Raw genomic sequence first — 20320 nt, forward strand, 5'->3', positions numbered from 1 at the left:
CATGTCAGAAATTACTCCTGAGCAAGTACTGAGTCAGCTAAAAAAGAAGGCATCATCTCGGGTACAGAACTCATTAGAGGCCGTGTTCACCATATGCAAGGAACAACAAGAGCGCGGATTGAACGACTTTAGTTATTCAACGATAGCTCGTCTTGGAAAAGGGCGAGGTGTTCCTGCAGCACAAAGCATCCGAAACAAAACCGGTGAATCTTACCGAACTTTAATTGCTAGCTTCAACTCCTCAATAAAAGACCAACCAAGGTCAGCGCGAAGCACCTCAAAAGGTAAGATGCACGCTTGGATAGATGAACTAGAAGATCCAGTAGTTAAGCTTCAAGCCAACATTCTCTATGCTCAGAAAAAGGAAGCGGAGCGATTACTTAATGAAGTAGTGCCTATCAATCAGGTCATTGAAGTGTTCGATAACGTCGATGTCTCTGTTGCATCGATAAAGCTAACTGAGCTGGAACGAAGCGCATTGGAGTACCTCATTTCTAGTGAGTTTTTACGTAGACATCAATTGGAGCTTGGAAAAAATGGCAGTATAGTCTCAAGTGATACTCAAAAGTCTTTTTTCCCTGTTGCGACTTTGGATGCAATTAAAAAGGCGTTACAGAACTTATAGATAACTTGGATTGCAGAAGTGAAAACAAAACTAATCACCAGAGAAGGTTATAACAAACTCAAAGCGGAACACGACCATCTGTGGAATGAGAAGCGTCCAGAGATCACCAAAATCGTCACATGGGCAGCTAGCCTTGGCGATCGCTCTGAAAATGCCGATTACACTTTCAATAAGCGCTTACTTCGTCAAATAGACCGTCGTGTGCGCTTTCTTCGCAAGTTTCTTCCTGAGGTGACCATCGTAGATTACTCTCCTCAACAAGAAGGAAAGGTCTTCTTCGGCGCTTGGGTTGAGGTTGAGAATGAAGCCGGTGATGTGAAGACATTCAGAATTGTCGGGCCTGAAGAAATCTACGGAGACGCAAAAGACTACATCTCGATTGATTCACCTATGGCGAGAGCATTGTTGAAGAAGGAAGTGGATGACGAAGTCACGGTTCGCACTCCTGAAGGTGACAAAGAATGGTTCGTTAACTCGATTAGCTACAACAAACTCTAATTATCTCTGGAACCGCTCAACTTATTGATAAGCTCCTGCCTCTCTTCCTCGTTCAGATTTGCAATCAAGCAAGCTAACTTGGCAGAGCTTTCTTCCTCACAAAAGAAATAGTTCAAAGGAACACCTAGCTCGTCAGCAATGAGCTTTAGAGTCTGTATGTCAGGAGTGTGTTTGCCTTTCTCGTACTGATTCATTCGGGCACTTGCCGAGCCTTCATCCATACCTATTCGCACCCCCAAGGCTTTCTGGGAGAGTTTAGCTTTTTTGCGCGCATCTTTAAGTCGCACTGGGATTGGGCTAGTAAATGACATTTTCGGTTCATGTGTGAAAACCTATAGTAACTAAGATTTTCTTAGTTTTATCGATTTCTGTATACTAAGCAATCCTTAGTTTTTTGGTGATAAAACAATACATGAAGTGCTCTACAAAAATCAGTGCAGTAATGCATGAGCTATTGATTGAAAGAAGAATGGATGGTTTTTCCGTTACGGAAGCGAGAGATGCCTCATTAAGCATCGAATGTAGTACACAAGACCTTGATGCAAAACGAAAGAAGGTTTATCGCCACATATGGCAATACCAACAAAGGGGTTGGCTTCGAAGCGAAGGGACAGGAAGAAATAAAAGATACTTTCAAACTGAACAATTTAGAGCACTTCAAGTAGTACCTCGGAGAAAAACTGAAAGCGAAGCTTCTATAAAGGAACCAACACCAGATTACTCCGTGTTACTTCGAGAAAGTAATGAATACAAAGGTGAATTAGAGGCTATGCTTGGTGAAATAGATGAATATCTGTCATTGGGATGTCGTTTCCCTGAACTTGAAGACCGCTTAGCTCCATTATTACAGTATGCAAGAGAACGTTCAGCGTACTTAGTTGGAAAGATGAATGGATTGGAGAATGCTCTAAAAGCTATCCTAGAGGGCAGTCAGCCATGTTAAGAAAATGGTTGAAAATATCTTATCGGATCAGCAAGATTTTTGCCTTATATGAACAGTAAAAAAAACCACCTGAAAGTGGCTTTTTTCATACGATACCTGCCAGTTACACAATCTTTAGTATAAAAGTACAGGGCTATCTAATTTCATATGTCCTCGGTGGTCTGATTTGCAGTTACGCCAAGTTTAGTTTTACGCTATCACTTCTGGCCAAGCAGTAGGTAGCATATTGCTAAAAAATCAGGGAATACCCGAGGCTCTCAACGTTGATAATAATAAGTAATGAACAAATATTCAAGGGTGTAAGTGTGGGCACGAGTATGTTTTTATAGATCGAGAAACCAGAACAAATTATATTTTTTCTTATCTTTGCCTTTGTCTTTACACAGATAAAACTTCTCTGAAATTTTTGGTGGTAAGTCTACTTTATGCTTAATAGCATAACGCTTAGAGAATGAAATTAGCATCTCGAGTAGGGAACTAGGGATGACTACTTCTAAGCGAAGATAGTCATTCAAAGTTGCTCTTAACTTACTCATATCCATATACATCAAGTCATATGAAGCTAACTTATTAAAAGTAATACCAAACACCAACTCTAAAGTATCTAATCTAGTATTTTCATCATCTAAACACAAAACCTCAAACAGCTTCAATATATTATCATTGCGTTTACTTGAGTTAGAGTACATGCCACACAAAGTCTTATCATCTAATTTAATCAAGTCACTGGCAGAGTAGTTTCCTAATATAAAATCATATAAACCAATAGATGGATAAGGATAATCATCTTTGATGAATTCTAAAACTTCGCACTTTGAAGTTATTATTTTCTCCTTGTGAGATAACCTGTCAATATTAAAGCCGAACATCACAATATAAATAGATAAACTACCTTTAAGATCTAAACTATCAACATCGTTCAATAGTTTTTTCATTAGGCCACTTGGTATCTCTCTATAACACTCATATTCATTAATAATATCAACACAATTTGATACAGGTAGATTTTCCCAAAATCCAGATTCTGATATTAGGCTTTTATCATGTATTGATGCTAATTCAATATTACACTTATGAACCAACTCGGCAACATCATAACCTGCAAGATTCATAATGCCTTTAGAATAGAAGGCTGGCTTATAGTAAAAATTTGACTCTAAAACTTTTTTAAAAAAGTTCATGTCATTTTTTGATATTATATCACCAACCTCTACAATTAAGCTCTCATCAACATCATTTTCGTCTATTGTTAATATGTATTTACTAATCAGATAGGCTAAAGGTAGGGTGACTTTTTCTTTCGATGCGTTTTTAATAACACTCTTTACTAATGGGACTGGAGCTCTTCTCCATCTGAGTAAATAATCTATCAATTCATCATCTTTATTTTCTATATATAATTTCCAAACTTTATATAGTTCAAAAACTCCTCCTTTACCCCCAGTTAAAGAAGCTCCATACTTCCAATTGAAGTCATGAATAGACGAGTTTTCGATAAAGAAATCTTTTGCCCAGTTATCAGCATCCTCATTATTAAGTACATAATCACTAATAATCAAACTAAACTTATCAAAGCTTGATGACATTCTATTGTTTTTAGGCGCCCATGTTTTAAAAGAAAATTCTCGTCTCATTCTTGGCCACAATTTACCCCAAATAGAAGTAATATCTTCAAATGAAACATTATCAGAATTAAGTGTTACTTGTTCATCATGACTAAACACTCGGCTAAACAATGGAGATAAGTCTTTATCAGAGGCTCTATAGTAGTTTAAGTCAATATTTATTGGCTCTATAGATGGTAGCTCATTGACATTAGCTTGCGTTAAAAACAAAGCTATAAAGTCAAAGCAATTAATACTCTCACGCTTAGCTAATAATGAAAATGGTATAAGTAAACTATGTGTCCATACACAGCCTGGCCTCTTAATTTCTTTTGCTACCCACGTTTTTGATAATACATAAAATCCTGATTCAGCTATAGGATAGCCAGAATAGCAAGGTTTAACTTGATGATGGAACTCTTCACCAGGAGAGTCTGACTCTCTAAGTAGAATATTTTTAGCTTTTACTGACAAATCAACGGATGAAGCTAGCAACTTATGCCCATTATCATACCCATGAAATGTTTGATGAATGACGTTACTCATTGACTAACCAGGAAAGTATTTTTGTAAGGTCACTATGCTGTGCCCCACTTTCTTCTATAACCTTAATTCGATGCGTTGGATCATCAACCTCCAAAAGCTCATCTTTATCCTCCATAAGGCACCCCCCTTGAGCACTCACACCAAAAAACTGAAACTCGCTAAAGTCAAAACCTGAACGAAGGTATTGATACAAAAGAGGCATTTGGATTTTCACAAATTCATGAGGTGATTGTTCTCTGGGCTTTACGGTATCCCATGCAGAAAGTATTAGTGCAACTCGTTTGTTCGCATTTTTCATCATAGATGAAGCTTTAATCAACAGATCGACTGTCTTCGCCTGAGTCGAAGCATGTTTACCAGCATTCCACACCTCTGCTTTCTCAGCTTGTAACACTACATTCGTACTTCCACGCAGCATTGAGTTCTCTTCACTGAGGTTCAGAGGAGTAGATATCTGATCTACATGAATAAAGAATGCTAGTGAAGAACATTGATTTAAAAAACTAGAAACTACCGGTGACATTTCATGTTCAGACCATATTGAAGCCCAAGTTTCTCCCGATAAATCAGGCATCTCAACATTGAACTTGAGATCCGTAGATGAGAGAGTCATCTCTATAGAGTCTTGGCTGTCAATTTTGGTTCTCATCATTGGTTCACAATCAACCCATGTATCCGCAAGCAGATTAAAGAAATGCCGTTGCTCTTGTAGCCCTTCTAGCCTAAGTGCATTGTTATCATCATTACTTTCCGCTAGGTAGCTTAATGCGCCTAGAAAAGTCGTTTTTCCTGAAGCTGGTAAACCGCAAAATACTATCTTCTTATCATCAGTCATACATTAACTCTAAGTTATGAAAGCTTCTTTCCGATCTAAAACGAGTAAACTTTATACGACTCTGAGATCTTTCTGATTGAGTAATTAAGTCCCACAATTCACAAATCGCATCAGGCTTTTCTTGCTCTTCGAGGAAAGGGCGAGCTGATAAGTGAATACAACTCAAGCCAATAGCATGATCTTGTTGTACCTTTTGACAAATTGCTCCAACTTCTTTTTTACAAAGTTCTTCACTCACAGTACCTTCGACCAAATCATACTTTGTGAGCAATAATACAAAGTTATTCTTCTCAAAAGCCTGTAGTTGACTAATAAGCGCTTTTATTAAGTTAATAGTCTGTCTTTTATATCGATGTCTTTTGGCTTTATCACCTAGAGTACTTGAATCAATCAATATACATATTAAATCACTTCTGCTTAGCTCACTGTATTGCTTCACCAGTCCAACATCATTGAGCATTTCAGAGTAGCTTTCACCAGATCTATCTGCTAGGTAAACATTATGCCTATTATCTGATGAGTCCAATATGGACAGATTATAAAAAGTAACTCCATCAGCAGATGTTGTTCTTGGTGTAGAAACCTCCGAACTGTTTGATGTCACACGCGCATGATGACATAGCTTTTCAAAGGCATAAATTGAATGAGAGTGCCCAAATCGCACATTTAGCTGATTTCTTCGGTTGAATACATCATACATACTCGAAATCAACGTGGTTTTCCCAACTCCGACTGGACCTACAAAAGATATGACCTTACTAGGAAATGCTTTCATAGTTGAAGAAGCAGCACCTTCCGAAAGAGGCTTTTGTCCCCAAAACGGTATTTTATTATCTGGATCAGATGGTTCAACGAAATCACCCTCAGAGCTATCGACTCCTTCAGGTGATATTAACTCCAGATCGAGTCCTTCATTAAAGCTAGGACAGTCTTCTAGAGGTAAACCATCGATGCAATAGCCATCTACATCATAGTTACAATTGGGGTTTGTGCACTTCATTTACACTATGACCACTTAACAATTAGTAATTCTCGGTACAATTGCAGCGTTAGATCCCTACTGCAGATCTGAAAGTTATAGTCTACCCCTGTAAGTTCTCTCCATTTCGTCTTCCATTTACCATCACTCGATAACTTGAGTGATAACAAAATAGGAGTTAATTCATCTATCTCAGAAAGGTATTCATCTAGGTGCTCAAATTCATTATTAGTGAAATTTTCAACCCAATCAGAAAACTGAACATCTCTAGATTCTACCCCAAGCTTTGCAGCTACACCTTTTACAGAAGGTAGCTCTACGTACATCAGGGTTCTTTCAGCTAAGCTAATAGCAATGGATAACATTTTTTTCTCGAGGCTTAGCTCATTGTAAGGTTTGTCATAATGTTCAGACCAACCAATAGAAGCCAACCAAAGTACTTCCTGCTCTTCTGCTAGTTTATTCAGCTCAGCATTAATACGTGTTGCTTGTCTTGTAAGAGACGAATTCGTTGATGATAGTTGGGAAAAAAGCTCTTTTTTTAGAGCAAGCAGAGCATTTTTATTGTATGTAGCATGTGGTCCACTATCCTCTAGAGTTTGGAACTCTTTTTCAAACTCTTCACTTTTCTTAAAATGAGAACAAGCCCCTCTAATATGTTGCTTCTTTCTACGCATTCTGCATAAATTGAATCTTTTTTCAGACACATAAGATAGAAGGTCAACACCACCTTTAAATCTCTTTCTATTACTTAAAGAAGCTCCTTGTATTTTAACTATATTCGTACAAACAAAGTCTTCGTCCCAAATAGAGTCATCAAGCAAGAGCTTTAGTGAATAAGATGCCAGAACCTGCAGTTCTTCATCTTTTTGGCCTCCACTATTAGAAAACATTACGTCGTCTTTTTTTAACTCAGAACACAATCGTTCAGCAAATTCTGGGTTGTTTTTGAGATTCCCTAATGCAAGTTTTAGAAGTTCATAAACCCAACTGTCATCTAGATCACCTTCTGAGTCGATGAATAATCGATAAATAGTATTCCATCTAAGTTGGAAGTTATCTCGATCCAAACCAACCTGTACAGATGACATCCAATCCGCAAAATCTGAGTTTGGTGGACAAACTTCATTCTCCACCATCGCTACGTCTGTCATATCGCTTTACCTTTCATCATAATCATCTTGTAAAGTTGGCTTTCTTTTCCTTGCTCAATGGCTCTTTGAAAAGCAATTTGCTGCTTTTCAACATCTGACACTAAAAGCTCATCTTGGTCTAAAAGGGCACATTCAAGTAAAATCTTATCTTTACTACTTCTTTCTAAAAGCCCGAAAACTCTCGAAGCTTCTTTAATATTTATATTGCTTTGTTTAGCTGAATTACAATCTTTGTCAGTTGTTTTCTCATCTACGCGAGTGCTTTGAGAGTCCCCACCTGTTTCTAAGGTAGGTGCTTCTAACGAATCAGATGAATACTCAGCCTTAGGACGAGACTTTGGCTCAAGCACATCTAAAGTAATTGCCTTCGTGAAATATCCTTTATGTTCAAAAAATGGCTTAGAAACAAACATTTGAGGATTAGACTCTAACTTCCGAACGACAACCTTGGCTGTAATAGTGCATTTCTTATCACTAGACTGTGTTTGAGATAAATCTATTATGTTATATCCAGGCTCATAACTAGACTCATACCGATCAGGGTGAAGTGATATTGACTCTACTTTCAATAAGTTATCGGCGTTGCTCCACCTAGACCGATGTTTATGGCCAAAAAGTTGAATATGAACATTGTTGTCGAGAATATCTTCTATCTCATCGCTATCAACTAGCCAATCACAGGGGTGGTGCATCAAAGAAATATGCACTACTCCAGGAAGTTTCCTAAAGTTAAGTTGGCTCTTACTTAATATTAGTGAGCCTCGGCTATCGTTTTTATTGGAAAAAAAGGGCGTCGTAATACCCCTTAACTCAACATTAACACTCTCTGATAGTTTTAGGCTTTTACTCCAAAAAGGACGCGAAGGAGTGATTTGACAACCATAGTGTGAACTGAAATCTACGTACTTCTGCATTGGAGCAAAAAAGGCAGCATCTGCGTGTTCAGATCTAAACGCCTCGGAAATTGTTTTCTCTCGCTCCCAACCCTGAGTCTTCGACTCAATATTATCCCTCATCATTCTTGGCAAGAGTTCATCAGCTCTATTTCGGTCAACATCATGGTTGCCGGGAACTACAAAAATCTGATCATTAGAAAGCTTTAGAGCCTCTTTAAGGTTATCCAGCCACCTGTGAGCAGCTTGGTATTCACTCTCCTTACCCGCAAAAGCAATATCGCCTGTAATCAAGACGGCATCGACAGCCTTCCCATCAGCCGATGTAAATTCAGCTATGTCTCTTTGAACCATATCCCTGATATGGATATTTTCATCGGTATGATCAAAGTCGCAGTCGGGCGAGCGAAGATGAATATCAGAAAAGTGTATTAGACGGAGCAAAGGAGTCTCACTATAAGTTTTAACAGATTAAGTCTAGCGAGTTTCCCAAATACTCTAAAAATACACAAGGTTGCAATGAAACTAAGTAGATATCAATCAAACTTCTTATCCCAACTCCAAGTACCGCTTTTTACTTTTACGACAGACTTTGAGTTTCCTATCCACATACCTTCTAACCTTGAGCTCGAATGAATTATCAAATGTAGAGAACCGGAGTATCCCAATGGGTCTTTTTTATCAAACCATTCACCTATGACTTGGTCTCTATCAATTTTTGCAAATAAAACATATGTTGCAGAGCCAGACTCAAACTCTGAATAGCAATAGTTACCAAGCTGCCTTATTTTCGAACTACTAGATGTCAGGTTGGACTGCGAGAACCTATCACTTTCAACATCCCATACTTGAAGCCATTCCCCTTTCAATATAGGTGGATTTTGTCTAAACAAAGAACGAACAGGGAGGAAGTGTAGATATTTGACAGCATAGACGGCAAGCCGTAAGTCCAAGAGTAGTTTTATTGATAGAGCTAGTACGAGAGCTACTGTTGTGTTGAATATTAGATTAAAGTCTAGGGACAATTCCATAAGATGATACGCTAAGCCAATAACTGCTAGAATAGTATGTGTATTTAGTTACATATACTATTAAAAGTTAACAATCCTTCAATTACTTATACTGAAAATTATTTTTATAGTGGTACTAAGTACCGATCCGCATTCTCACTTCGGTCTCCAAGGCTGGCTGCCCAAGTGACTTTCTTGGTGACTTCCGGACGCTCTTCGCGCCAAAGAAAGTCCAATTCCTTCTTTAGTTTTTCATAACCTTCACGAGTAATTAGGTTTGTTTTCATATTCTTGACGTTATTCGATTGAATCTACTGCATACATTAGCTAAAAAGGTAATAAACGTTAACAATTCTTTGCGCCACTTTGCTTAGAACAGTGTTACATTTTGCGTGACCTAATTTTCTTTGGGTACAAGCTTATTAAATAGGTGGAACCATTACATGCAAGAAAACTACAAAATATTAGTGGTAGACGACGATGCGCGTCTACGTGCGTTACTAGAGCGTTACTTATCAGAGCAAGGATTCCAAGTACGCAGTGTCGCTAACAGTGAGCAGATGGACCGCCTGTTAACACGTGAAAACTTTCACCTTATGGTGTTGGATTTAATGCTGCCTGGTGAAGATGGCTTGTCTATCTGTCGCCGCCTGCGTAACGCTAACAATATGCTGCCAATCCTTATGCTGACAGCCAAGGGCGATGAGATCGACCGTATTGTTGGCCTAGAAGTGGGTGCAGACGATTACCTACCAAAACCATTTAATCCACGTGAATTGCTTGCTCGTATTAAAGCGGTATTGCGTCGTCAAACGATTGAAGCACCGGGAGCGCCAAGCTCTGAAGAATCAGTGGTTGAGTTTGGCGAGTTCCGTTTGAACTTAGGTACGCGTGAAATGTTCCGCGGTGATGAACCAATGCCACTCACTTCAGGTGAGTTTGCGGTTCTGAAGTCCTTGGTGACCAATGCGCGTGAGCCGATGTCGCGCGATAAACTGATGAACATGGCTCGCGGACGCGAATACTCAGCTATGGAGCGTTCGATAGACGTTCAAATCTCGCGTTTGCGCCGCATGCTAGAGGTTGACCCAAGTAAACCTCGATACATCCAAACGGTTTGGGGGCTAGGCTACGTCTTTGTCCCAGACGGTAAAGAAGTTTAAGCTTTATTCTAAGCTCTCACATTGCTTCAATGTGGGAGCTTTTTTTACGATACTCCCTCCACCTCGTTAGGTCATTGCCATTCGTTAGGTTATTTCTATGCGCATTCGCAGTTCGTTTACTCAATCGATTCTAATATTTTTTACTTTGCTGATCGCCAGCCAAGTGTACTCATATTATGCGGTGTTCAACTACGCACTGATGCCTAGCTTACAGCAGTTTAATCGCATCCTAGGTCATGAAATCAATCTGATGTTGGATGATTCTGTTGAGTTTCAAGAAGAGCTCGAGCTTGATGCACCATCGCGTCGCAGAGTGTTAGAACAGCTTGGCGTGACCATCCACTCAGAAAGCAGCGAGATTGCCGATGAGTATTATCATGCGGTGACCATCGACCTGATGAGTGAAGAGATGACTCAAGAGTTAGGTGCACCAACTGATGTGAGGATGATGCTAGGCAGTGAAAGTTACATTCTTTGGATAAAAACAGAATCTCTACCTGGTTCGCTGATACGTATTCCACTTTCTGAGCTGCAAGAAGAAGACTTCGCCCCTCTGTTTCGTAATAGCTTGATTATGGCGCTATTGATTGTGGCAGGTGGTTGGCTCTTCATTCGTTTGCAAAACAGACCTCTGATTGCGTTAGAGAAAGCTGCGAAAGGGGTAGGACGTGGTGAAATACCTCCACCTTTGCCTGAAAAAGGGGCATCAGAAATTCGTTCCGTGACTCGTGCGTTTAACCAGATGTCGAAAGGCATTCAGGAGCTTGAAGAAGACCGAGCACTGCTGATGGCTGGGATTAGCCACGACTTACGAACGCCGCTGACCCGAATTCGTTTGGCTACAGAAATGATGTCTCCTGAAGACAGCTATTTAGCTGAGGGGATCATCAGTGATACTGAAGAGTGTAACGAAATCATCAGCCAGTTTATGGACTACCTAAAACCAGTCAATACACAGTCGTTTGAAGCGGTCGACCTCAACGATATCGCTAAAGATGTTGCCACGTCAGAAGGCGGTTACGAGATCCAAATTGAGACGGATCTGCAAGATAACATGAAGCCTGCTTTTGGTACGCCAATAGCGCTAAAGCGTGCCGTCAGCAACCTAGTGGTGAATGCAGTGCGTTATGGTGGTGGCTGGATTAAGATTTCGACAGGAACGACGGCTGACAATAAGTTGGCCTGGATTTGTGTGGAAGATAACGGCCCCGGTATCGAGCAAAGCCAAATTGCCAAACTGTTTGAACCCTTTACTCGTGGAGATACAGCGCGCGGAAGCGAAGGTACAGGGCTCGGACTCGCGATTGTGAAACGTATCGTCAGTCAGCACCATGGCTCGGTGGTGGTGAATAATCGCAGTGAAGGTGGTCTGAAGGCGCAGATAAGCTTCCCAACCAAATAATCTATGTAAAAAAGGGGCTCAATTGAGCCCCTTTTTTTAAGGTTAAATACTAACCTACGCTTTGGAGTAGACATCTCTATCACCCAGCCAGCGGTCGATAATGGCAACGGCGTTTTGCGGATAGTTGTCGTGGATGTAGCGCGCAATACGCTGAACTTCTGGGATTAACCTTTGGTCACGCACCAAATCGGCAATCTTGAAATCCGCTAATCCAGTCTGTTTTGTGCCTAGTAACTCTCCGGGCCCTCTAATCTCTAGGTCTTTCTGCGCAATCACAAAACCATCATTGCTTTCGCGCAGAACGCTTAATCGCTTCTGTGCAGTCTTAGACAGAGGGGAGTGGTACAGCAACACACAATGACTTGCGACACTGCCTCGGCCCACACGGCCTCGCAGCTGGTGGAGTTGAGCTAGCCCTAATCGTTCTGGGTTTTCGATGATCATTAAGCTTGAGTTAGGTACATCAACGCCAACTTCAATCACAGTTGTCGCTACCAGTAGGTGCAGTTTGTTGTCTTTGAAGTCCTGCATGACTGCCTGCTTTTCGGCCGGTTTCATTCGGCCATGAACCAAACCAATTTTGACATCGGGTAGTGTGCGTTGCAGCTCTTCTGCTGTGTCGGCAGCGGCTTGTGCTTCAAGCACTTCTGATTCATCGATCAGTGTGCAGACCCAATAGGCTTGCTTTCCTTCGTTGAGGCAAGCATTACGTACACGCTCGACAATATCATCCCGTTTAGTGTCGGGAATAGCGACCGTTTGGATAGGGGTTCTACCGGGTGGAAGTTCATCTATGATGGAGGTTTCTAAATCAGCATAAGCCGTCATCGCGAGTGTACGTGGAATTGGGGTCGCGGTCATGATCAGCTGATGTGGGAAGTTGCCTTGTTTCACGCCCTTTTCTCTTAGCTCTAAGCGTTGGTGTACACCAAACCGATGCTGCTCATCAATGATGACTAAGGCCAAATTATGGAACTCGACGTGTTCTTGAAAGAGAGCGTGAGTACCCACTACCATTTGTGCTTCACCGCTGGCGATGCGCGCCAGCTCGGTCTCTTTTGCTTTGCCTTTTAGTTTACCGGCTAACCACCCGACTTGAATGCCCATCGATTCGAACCAAGAGGCAAAGTTGATCGCGTGTTGTTCCGCTAGTAGCTCAGTGGGTGCCATAAGTGCGACTTGGTGGCCATGCTCAATGGCACGTACCGCCGCGAGTGCTGCAACTAAGGTTTTCCCAGAGCCTACGTCTCCCTGAACAAGGCGCATCATTGGGTGGGGCTTTTCCAAGTCCGATTCAATTTCTTTTACCACGCGTGCCTGAGCGTTGGTCGGCTCAAACGGCAGCTGCTTGAGGAGTTGTTGCTTAAGTGAATCGACTGGCGTAAGGGGAGTGGCAGCATCTTGCTGACCTTTACTACGTACCGACAGCATCGATAAGTTTTGCGCCAATAACTCTTCCATGATCAAGCGAACTTGAGCTGGGTGCTTCCCTTCATCAAACTCGTCGAGGTTGATGGTAGGCTGCGGGCGGTGAATGGTATGCAGTGCCTGCGCCAACGTAATTTGGTGATCGTATAGCCCATTTGGAAGTAGCTCTTGCACTGCTGCTTTATCGAGCAAAGCTAGCGCTTGATCGGTGAGGTTGCGTAAAGTGATCTGTCTAAGGCCGTCTGTGGTTGGGTAGACGGGGGTAAGGTTTTGTTCGATATCTGGGGTTTGGCGAGGAGCAAAAAACTTGTAATCAGGGTGAATGATTTCAAGTCCCATCCCACCTCGCTTAATCTCACCGTAAGCGTGTACTAACTTACCTTCAGCGAAGTTATTCTTAATCGCGGCAGTAAAATTAAAGAAACGCAGTGTCACGGTGCCGTTACCATCACTGATTTTAACCGCTAACATCTTTCGCTTGCCGAAGATGGTATCCACACTCATTACCTTGCCTTGCACTGCAGCCCACAGGCCAGCATGAAGTTTTGCAATAGGGTAGATTCGTGTGCGATCTTCATAGCGAAGGGGGAGGTGAAAGAGCAGATCTTGCACATTGTTTAGGCCGACTTTAGCCAGCTTTTCTGCCACTTTTGCACCAACACCAGACAGTGAAGTGAGCGGAATAGCGGAAAGCAGTTGAGACATAGCGAGGCTCTAAGTAAGTGGCTGAAATTAAGGTTAGTTAACCACCTGACTGTGTTTTTGTACAGGATAAATTACAACGCTTTGGTGAAGATAGAAGCCCTCCAAAGCGTTGTTCGTCGAAGCTAGGCTTTTTGCATCTCTTTCCACCATGCTTCTTCAGCAACAATTTGACCTTGGTCGTCTAATGGCGGATAAGGCAGTTTTTTGCGTTTAGCGACTTTAGCCAGCACAGGATGGCCGCGTTCAAACAAAATGCGATGAATGGTTTCTTCTGGTAGCGCGCTTTCTTCTCGCTGATACATTCCAGCCATTTCACGTTGACGTTGGGCTTCGTATAGGAGTACGGCGCTTGCAACAGAAACGTTTAATGATTGAACCATACCAATCATCGGGATGATGATGTCTTGGTCTGCCATCTCCAGAGCTTGCTTTGAAGCGCCAGTTTTTTCATTGCCAAGAATGATAGCGGTTGGCTTAGTGTAATCAATCTCGCGAAAATCGACGGCAGTGTCCGATAAGTTGGTGACCAGTACCTGCATGCCTTGAGATTTCAGCTCTCCAATGGCATCCCCGATGGTGTCGTGTGTGTCAACTTCAACCCAGTTACGCGCACCCGCCGAGGTGTGGCTTAGCGTGCGCATTTCATTTGGCCAAACTGCATGGACTTTATGGATGCCTGTTGCATCTGCAGTACGGATAACCGCTGAAACGTTGTTAGGTTTGTGTACTTCTTCTAAGCACAGCGTTAAGTCTGTTTGACGAGATTTCAGCACTTGCTGAATACGTTGGTATCTTTCTATATTCATAATGATATAAAAATGCGCTCCGAAAGAGCGCATTTATTTAATGTTTAACTAATCTAGTTCTTTCTGCGCCTAACTCTTAACGCATGCGGCATCACACGAATTTTCTTCATGATGCTAGCTAAGTGCACACGGTCTTTAGTCGTCAGTAGCACAGTCACGGTATACAGGCGACCATCACGCTCTTCGGTCGACAGGCCATGAATGTTAGAGCCCGTCTTAGAGATAACATTGGTTAGCTCAGCCAGTGCGCCTTGGTGGTTCTGCATGTCGACTTTCAGTTCGGTGATGAACTCTTGGTCATAGTCGTTAGACCATTCTACAGCCATGTACTTGTCTGGTTCTTTTTGATAACCACGAACGTTTGGACAAGTTTCACGGTGTACTACTAAACCACGGCCTGGCGATACGTGAGCAATAATGTGATCATCCGGAATAGGGTGACAACAGTTAGCAAAGGTCAACAAGATGCCTTCCGCACCGCGGATTGGTAGTTTCTTCTTCGGCTTACCGTCGCTGCTTTCTACTTCGGTCAGTTCATCGGCATCACCCAGTAGGCGGCGAGCGATGACGATACTCATGAGCTCGCCTAAACCAATTTCAGCCAGTAGGTCTTCGACGCTATCGACTTTCAGGTCTGTGAGTACATGTTGCACATTGTCTTCACTGATGTCTGAAAGAGAAAGCTCGCCCAATGCATGGTTAAGCAGGCGGCGACCTAAGGTGATCGACTCTTCACGGCGCATGGTTTTCAGAACCTGACGGATCTTGGTGCGAGCACGTGAAGTCACCACATAGTTTAGCCACGCGGCATTCGGGCGTGCCCCCGGCGCACTAATGATCTCGATTGTCTGACCATTTTTCAGTGACTTGCTCAGTGGGTAAGGATTTCTGTCTACACGAGCACCAACACACATGTTGCCAACATCGGTATGAACGGCATAAGCGAAATCTACTGCTGTTGCACCAACTGGTAGCTCGACAATGCGACCCTTCGGCGTGAAGACGTAAATCTCATCAGGGAAGAGATCGGATTTAACGTTTTCAATGAATTCGAAGGAGTTACCAGCACTTTGCTGCAGCTCGAGTAGGCTTTGCATCCAGCGCTGAGCTTTTACCTGCGCTGTGGTGCCAGTGCGATCGCCATTGCCTTTGTATGACCAGTGCGCCGCGACACCTTTGTCTGCCATTTGGTCCATGTCTTCGGTACGGATTTGTACTTCAACAGGTACGCCATGTGGACCAACCATTGAGGTGTGCAAAGATTGGTAGCCGTTCGCTTTTGGTACCGCAATGTAATCTTTCATGCGGCCCGGACGCGGCTTATACAAGCTATGAACTTGTCCAAGAACTCGATAACAGGTATCGGCGTCTTCAACGACGACACGGAAAGCGTAGATATCCATGATGGTATGGAAACGCTGCTCTTTGGTTTTCATCTTGTTATAGATGGAGAACAGGTTCTTTTCACGGCCTAAGACACGAGCTTTCAATCCAACATCTTCCAAGCGACCTTCAATTTCGCTGTGGATGCGTTGAATCATCTCTTTACGGTTACCACGCGCAGCACGTACTACTTCTTTGAGTACGCGATAACGGTTGGGGTAAAGTGCTTCAAAACCTAGCTCTTCAAGCTCGGTTTTAATGTTATGGATACCTAGGCGATGTGCCAAAGGAGAGTAGATTTCGAGCGTTTCACGAGCAATACGACGCTTTTTATCAGGGCGAAGTGCACCTAGCGTACGCATGTTGTGTGTGCGGTCGGCAAGCTTGATCAGAATAACGCGGATGTCTTGCACCATGGCAAGGACCATCTTACGGAAGTTCTCTGCTTGAGCCTCTTTGCGATCTCGAAATTTAAGCTTATCCAGCTTAGATACGCCATCCACTAATTCAGCAACAGTATTGCCAAACTTTTCTTCTAGGTCTTCTTTGGTGACGTCACAGTCTTCGATAACGTCGTGAAGGAGCGCTGCTTGAAGTGTTTCAATATCTAGGCGCATTTCGGCCAAGATACGAGCTACAGCAACAGGGTGGATGATATACGGTTCACCGCTTGAGCGGGTTTGCCCTTCATGGGCGTCTCTCGCTACCACATAAGATTGACGCAGAGCCTCAATTTGAGGCTCTGTTAGGTATTCTTGGGCAACGTCTTTGAGGCTATCGAATAGATACAAATTTTAGGCCCGGCTGGTTAGTCGTTCGAAAAACAACGTACTTATTACAGTGTGCTTCGAAAACAGCTGACGTCGAAAACGAGTTGTTATCGAGTGTGAGCGATGCTGCTTACTGCTGCTAGCTCAGCTGCTTCTTGCTCTTGCTGTTCTTGACGTTCACGTGCGTCTAGAACTTCTTTAGTGATAAGGCCTTCTTCGATTTCGCGTAGAGCGATAACGGTTGGCTTATCGTTCTCTTCTGGCACTAGTGAATCTTTACCGCCAGTTTGCATTTGACGTGCGCGGCGTGCCGCAATTAGAACTAGGTCGAAACGGTTGCCAACTTTTTCAACAGCGTCTTGAACAGTTACGCGTGCCATAAGGACTCCAAATAATTAACTAAAATTTTGAATGACGAGAAAGTATACAACCTAAGTGCTTTATATTCTAGCTCTTAAGCTGCCACTTAACATTGCGGAATGGATTATTCCGCCAGTAGCGCTTTAAGCATGCCGTTATATTTAGCAGCTTGCTTATCCTGCTTCAATCTTTCTGCGCGAATGATTGCTTTAAAATCCATTAAAGCGGCATCGAAGTCATCGTTGACGATAACGTAATCGTACTCGCTGTAATGAGAAATCTCTGATTTTGCTTCTGCCATGCGTTTTGCAATAACAGCATCGCTATCTTGACCACGAGCGTTTAGGCGACGTTCCAATTCGCCATTTGATGGCGGTAGAATGAATACGCTGCGTGCCAAAGGCATCTGTTCACGGATCTGACGAGCACCTTGCCAGTCGATATCCAGAAATACATCAATCCCTTTGTCTAGGTTATCTTCAATCCAAACACGAGATGTACCGTAGTAGTTGCCGAAGACTTCAGCGTATTCAAGGAATTCGCCTTTTTCGATCAACTCTTCGAAGTGCTCTTTTTGCACAAAGTGGTAATGAACACCGTCTTGCTCGCCTGGGCGCATACCACGAGTAGTATGAGACACAGAGACTTTCATTGCGTAGGTTGGGTTAGTCTCTAGCATTGCTGAGATCAAGCTAGATTTTCCTGCGCCGCTCGGTGCAGATACGATGTATAGAGTACCTTTGCCCATCTGTTCTGTTCCACGTTTGGTTGGAGTGTAAGCCGAACTGTTGTACGACCTGACTTAAAGATAGCACTGACCATGAATATTCGACCAATTGGCGAAATTTAGGTCAGAAAAATGGAGGCGAAGAGTAGCATAAGTCGACTATTTAGGACAACAAGATCGCATTGAGATCATGGTTTATTTATTGAGCGGGCAAGCCAGCGAAATTGATCTAAAACGAAAACGTTTGCTTTTTTGCGTTTTTCAGCAGTAAAGACGTTGAGTTTTTAGTCAATATCCTTACAATCCGCGCAAACGTTTAAATGCTGTATATGTCTAATGAAATGGATTAGATGTCTCTACTATCGAGCCTATCTCGATGACTACGGTTTTTTAGTGTGACGTCTCCTCTTATTAGGTACTCACAGCATGCACAACGTTTACTATTTATTTAAATTGTAAAGGTTTCATTGTGAGTCTCGATTCAACCCTTAAAGCCCAGAAAAGCTCTGGTGTACTGGACTCAGTGTTCAAAATCACTGAGCGTAAAACCACCCTTGGTACAGAACTCTATGCGGGTTTTATTACCTTTCTAGCGATGAGCTACATCTTGGCGGTTAACCCAGCTATTTTAGGCGACATCCCAGGTATGGACAGAGGCGCTGTCTTTACTGCAACAGCATTAGCGGCAGCAATCGCGACTCTGATTATGGGGATCTGGGGCAATTACCCAGTGATGTTAGCACCGGGCATGAGCATGAATGGATTCTTCAAAGGCATGCTACTAAGTGGTTCGGTTGCACTGGTATGGCATGAAGCACTGTTCGGTATTTTCTTATCGGGTGTGTTGTACCTGATTTTATCGATGACTAATATCCGTAAAGCGATGATTGAGTCGATTCCAGAAGATCTAAAATTAGCCATTACTGTCTCATTGGGTCTGTTTATCGCGTTTCTGGGTTTAAAAAATGCGGGGATCATTGTTTCTAACCCAATCATCCTGGTGAGCATGGGGAACATTTCTGATCCGCAAGTCATCATTGCCTACATCAGCATTTTTGTCGCACTGGGCTGTATGGTCCGCGACATTAAGCTAGCCACCTTTATTTCATTTGTGACAGCGATTGCGCTGACGATATTGGCTGATACCTTTATGGGCACCAGTAATGCGCCGCTGCCAGAACAGTTTGTCTCTGCGCCACCGAGTATGGCGGGTAGTTTCGGTGCAGTGTTTAACTTCTCGGGCTTAGCGGCTGACAAGTTGTTTGATCTACTGTTTATCGTCATCATCTTTTTGATTGTCGATTTCTTTGATGGCTTAAGTACCATCGTTGGTGTTGGCCGTGACGCAGGCATCATTGATAAAGACGGTAAAGTACCGAACGCACGTTCTGCACTGGTGGCAGATGCCGGTGGTACCGTAATTGGTTCTGTGCTGGGTACAACCTCTATTACTGCGTTTTCTGAGTCGGGTATTGCTTCTTCTCAGGGGGCTAAAACTGGATTGGCTGCGGTGATGGTGTCGGGCTTATTCTTGCTGTCGCTATTCCTGTACCCACTATTTTCGATTTTCTCAGCTGCGATGGTAGCTCCAGCAATGGTAGTGGTCGGCATTTATATGATTGGCCGTTTGGGCCAAATCAGCTGGGAGCAGAAAGAGTCTCGCATTGCAGCGTTCTTTACCATTATGTTTACCGTGTTGAGCTTCTCGCCAGCTAACGGCATGGCAATGGGCTTCATTAGCTATGCGTTCACTATGGTTGTCGCGGGCAAAGGCAAGCAAGTTCACCCGGTTATTTACGTATTGTCTGCAGTATTCCTAGCGTATTTGATCCTGCTTTAATGCTATAAGGGCTGTGTGATATCGATTATTGAGATGATTCACATAGCCCCTTTTATGCAACCTCGTGTAAACTCTTTCCTTAGTTGATTTCTTATTTGCGGAAAGAGGTTATGCCTTCCCATCTTCCTAAGTCTTTTAGTAAACCCTTTCTTAAAAGCTTCTACGTATTAGAAGCGGTGCTTCTGGTTGCCATTACGCTGGCCACGCTGTTTGCGATGGTGGAAGAATTTATTCATGTCTTCACGGAAAAGCGTGTTCTTCTCACCGATATTCTGCTGATGTTTATCTATCTCGAAGTTCTCGCGATGGTGAAGCAGTTTGTGATGAACGGTAAAATCCCAGTTCGATATCCAATCTACATTGCGATGATGGCGATTGCTCGTTACATCACACTGGGAATGAAAGAGTTAGATGCTGTGCTGGTCGTATGGTTATCCGTGGCAGCATTCATTCTTGCTGCGGCGACATTGCTGATCCGAGTTGGCCATCACTATTGGCCGTATATCGACAACCAAACTGCAGAAAAAGACGAGTAATCAAGGCATAGAGGGTAGGCGAGTAAATAAGTGTAAAGTCGCCTGCTCGATGATTGTCATTCCCCATTTCTGCCGCTATCTTTAGGCTTTCTATTTGACGTGATGAGGCTGTG

Annotated in this window: 18 protein-coding genes, 1 pseudogene and 1 riboswitch; of the genes and pseudogenes, 7 read left to right on the forward strand and 12 right to left on the reverse strand. The window is 42.8% G+C overall.

Annotated features, from left to right (window positions below; genetic code table 11):
- Position 1: 1 nt before the first annotated feature.
- Positions 2-625, forward strand: a complete 624-nt coding sequence (gene gmtX / locus J4N42_RS00460) for a gamma-mobile-trio protein GmtX (protein WP_252028978.1) — start codon at positions 2-4, stop codon at positions 623-625.
- An 18-nt stretch (positions 626-643) separates the two neighbouring features.
- The gene (gene greB, locus J4N42_RS00465) at positions 644-1123 is read left to right on the forward strand and encodes a transcription elongation factor GreB (RefSeq protein WP_252028979.1); all 480 of its coding nucleotides are present in this window, start codon (positions 644-646) and stop codon (positions 1121-1123) included.
- On the opposite strand, the gene J4N42_RS00470 is transcribed toward greB, so the two are convergent.
- Entirely contained in the window at positions 1120-1434 is a 315-nt protein-coding gene (locus tag J4N42_RS00470; RefSeq protein WP_252028980.1) for a helix-turn-helix domain-containing protein, read from the reverse strand. The genes greB and J4N42_RS00470 overlap by 4 nt on opposite strands.
- 101 nt (positions 1435-1535) lie before the next feature.
- On the opposite strand from J4N42_RS00470, the gene J4N42_RS00475 reads away from it, so the two are divergent.
- A complete protein-coding gene (locus J4N42_RS00475; RefSeq protein WP_252028981.1) occupies positions 1536-2066 on the forward strand; it encodes a VspR family transcription factor in 531 nt (176 codons plus the stop codon).
- Between the two features lie 323 nt (positions 2067-2389).
- Here J4N42_RS00475 and J4N42_RS00480 read toward each other — a convergent pair whose 3' ends face one another.
- The 6 genes and pseudogenes from J4N42_RS00480 to J4N42_RS00505 all read right to left on the reverse strand — a co-directional run.
- The gene (locus J4N42_RS00480) at positions 2390-4216 is read right to left on the reverse strand and encodes a GAP1-N1 domain-containing protein (RefSeq protein ID WP_252028982.1); all 1827 of its coding nucleotides are present in this window, start codon (positions 4214-4216) and stop codon (positions 2390-2392) included.
- Positions 4209-5051: a TRAFAC clade GTPase domain-containing protein gene (locus J4N42_RS00485; protein ID WP_252028983.1), complete on the reverse strand. Its 843-nt coding sequence runs from the start codon at positions 5049-5051 to the stop codon at positions 4209-4211. Before J4N42_RS00485 ends, J4N42_RS00480 begins: the two co-directional genes overlap by 8 nt.
- A complete protein-coding gene (locus J4N42_RS00490) occupies positions 5044-6051 on the reverse strand; it encodes a TRAFAC clade GTPase domain-containing protein (protein ID WP_252028984.1) in 1008 nt (335 codons plus the stop codon). The genes J4N42_RS00485 and J4N42_RS00490 overlap by 8 nt, the downstream gene beginning before the upstream one ends.
- Before the next feature lie 5 nt (positions 6052-6056).
- Positions 6057-7184, reverse strand: coding sequence for a GTPase-associated system all-helical protein GASH (locus J4N42_RS00495; protein ID WP_252028985.1), 1128 nt, complete (start codon positions 7182-7184; stop codon positions 6057-6059).
- Positions 7181-8521, reverse strand: coding sequence for a metallophosphoesterase family protein (locus J4N42_RS00500; RefSeq protein WP_252028986.1), 1341 nt, complete (start codon positions 8519-8521; stop codon positions 7181-7183). The genes J4N42_RS00495 and J4N42_RS00500 overlap by 4 nt, the downstream gene beginning before the upstream one ends.
- 712 nt (positions 8522-9233) lie before the next feature.
- Positions 9234-9374 (reverse strand): annotated as a pseudogene (locus J4N42_RS00505) (transcription elongation factor GreB); the annotation flags it as partial.
- A 156-nt stretch (positions 9375-9530) separates the two neighbouring features.
- On the opposite strand from J4N42_RS00505, the gene ompR reads away from it, so the two are divergent.
- Together ompR and envZ are read left to right on the forward strand one after the other, a co-directional pair.
- Entirely contained in the window at positions 9531-10250 is a 720-nt protein-coding gene (gene ompR, locus J4N42_RS00510; RefSeq protein ID WP_252028987.1) for an osmolarity response regulator transcription factor OmpR, read from the forward strand.
- A gap of 97 nt (positions 10251-10347) precedes the next feature.
- Positions 10348-11652 carry a two-component system sensor histidine kinase EnvZ gene (gene envZ, locus J4N42_RS00515; protein WP_252028988.1) on the forward strand — a complete coding sequence of 435 codons (1305 nt, stop codon included), beginning with the start codon at positions 10348-10350 and terminating at the stop codon, positions 11650-11652.
- 54 nt (positions 11653-11706) lie between these two features.
- On the opposite strand, the gene recG is transcribed toward envZ, so the two are convergent.
- The 5 genes from recG to gmk all read right to left on the reverse strand — a co-directional run bounded on the left by recG (position 11707) and on the right by gmk (position 17852).
- The gene (gene recG, locus J4N42_RS00520) at positions 11707-13785 is read right to left on the reverse strand and encodes an ATP-dependent DNA helicase RecG (protein WP_252028989.1); all 2079 of its coding nucleotides are present in this window, start codon (positions 13783-13785) and stop codon (positions 11707-11709) included.
- A 122-nt stretch (positions 13786-13907) separates the two neighbouring features.
- Positions 13908-14591, reverse strand: coding sequence for a tRNA (guanosine(18)-2'-O)-methyltransferase TrmH (trmH, locus tag J4N42_RS00525; RefSeq protein ID WP_252028990.1), 684 nt, complete (start codon positions 14589-14591; stop codon positions 13908-13910).
- Positions 14592-14644: 53 nt separating this feature from the next.
- A complete protein-coding gene (gene spoT / locus J4N42_RS00530; protein ID WP_252028991.1) occupies positions 14645-16765 on the reverse strand; it encodes a bifunctional GTP diphosphokinase/guanosine-3',5'-bis pyrophosphate 3'-pyrophosphohydrolase in 2121 nt (706 codons plus the stop codon).
- Between the two features lie 86 nt (positions 16766-16851).
- Entirely contained in the window at positions 16852-17124 is a 273-nt protein-coding gene (rpoZ, locus tag J4N42_RS00535) for a DNA-directed RNA polymerase subunit omega (RefSeq protein WP_252028992.1), read from the reverse strand.
- A 104-nt stretch (positions 17125-17228) separates the two neighbouring features.
- Positions 17229-17852: a guanylate kinase gene (gmk, locus tag J4N42_RS00540; protein WP_252028993.1), complete on the reverse strand. Its 624-nt coding sequence runs from the start codon at positions 17850-17852 to the stop codon at positions 17229-17231.
- A gap of 282 nt (positions 17853-18134) precedes the next feature.
- Positions 18135-18234, forward strand: a riboswitch (purine riboswitch).
- A gap of 66 nt (positions 18235-18300) precedes the next feature.
- On the opposite strand from gmk, the gene J4N42_RS00545 reads away from it, so the two are divergent.
- Positions 18301-19671 carry an NCS2 family permease gene (locus J4N42_RS00545; protein WP_252028994.1) on the forward strand — a complete coding sequence of 457 codons (1371 nt, stop codon included), beginning with the start codon at positions 18301-18303 and terminating at the stop codon, positions 19669-19671.
- Between the two features lie 110 nt (positions 19672-19781).
- A complete protein-coding gene (locus J4N42_RS00550) occupies positions 19782-20207 on the forward strand; it encodes a phosphate-starvation-inducible protein PsiE (RefSeq protein ID WP_252028995.1) in 426 nt (141 codons plus the stop codon).
- Positions 20208-20320 lie beyond the last annotated feature (113 nt).

This window comes from Vibrio sp. SCSIO 43135, from assembly GCF_023716665.1.
GTDB lineage: Bacteria > Pseudomonadota > Gammaproteobacteria > Enterobacterales > Vibrionaceae > Vibrio > Vibrio paucivorans.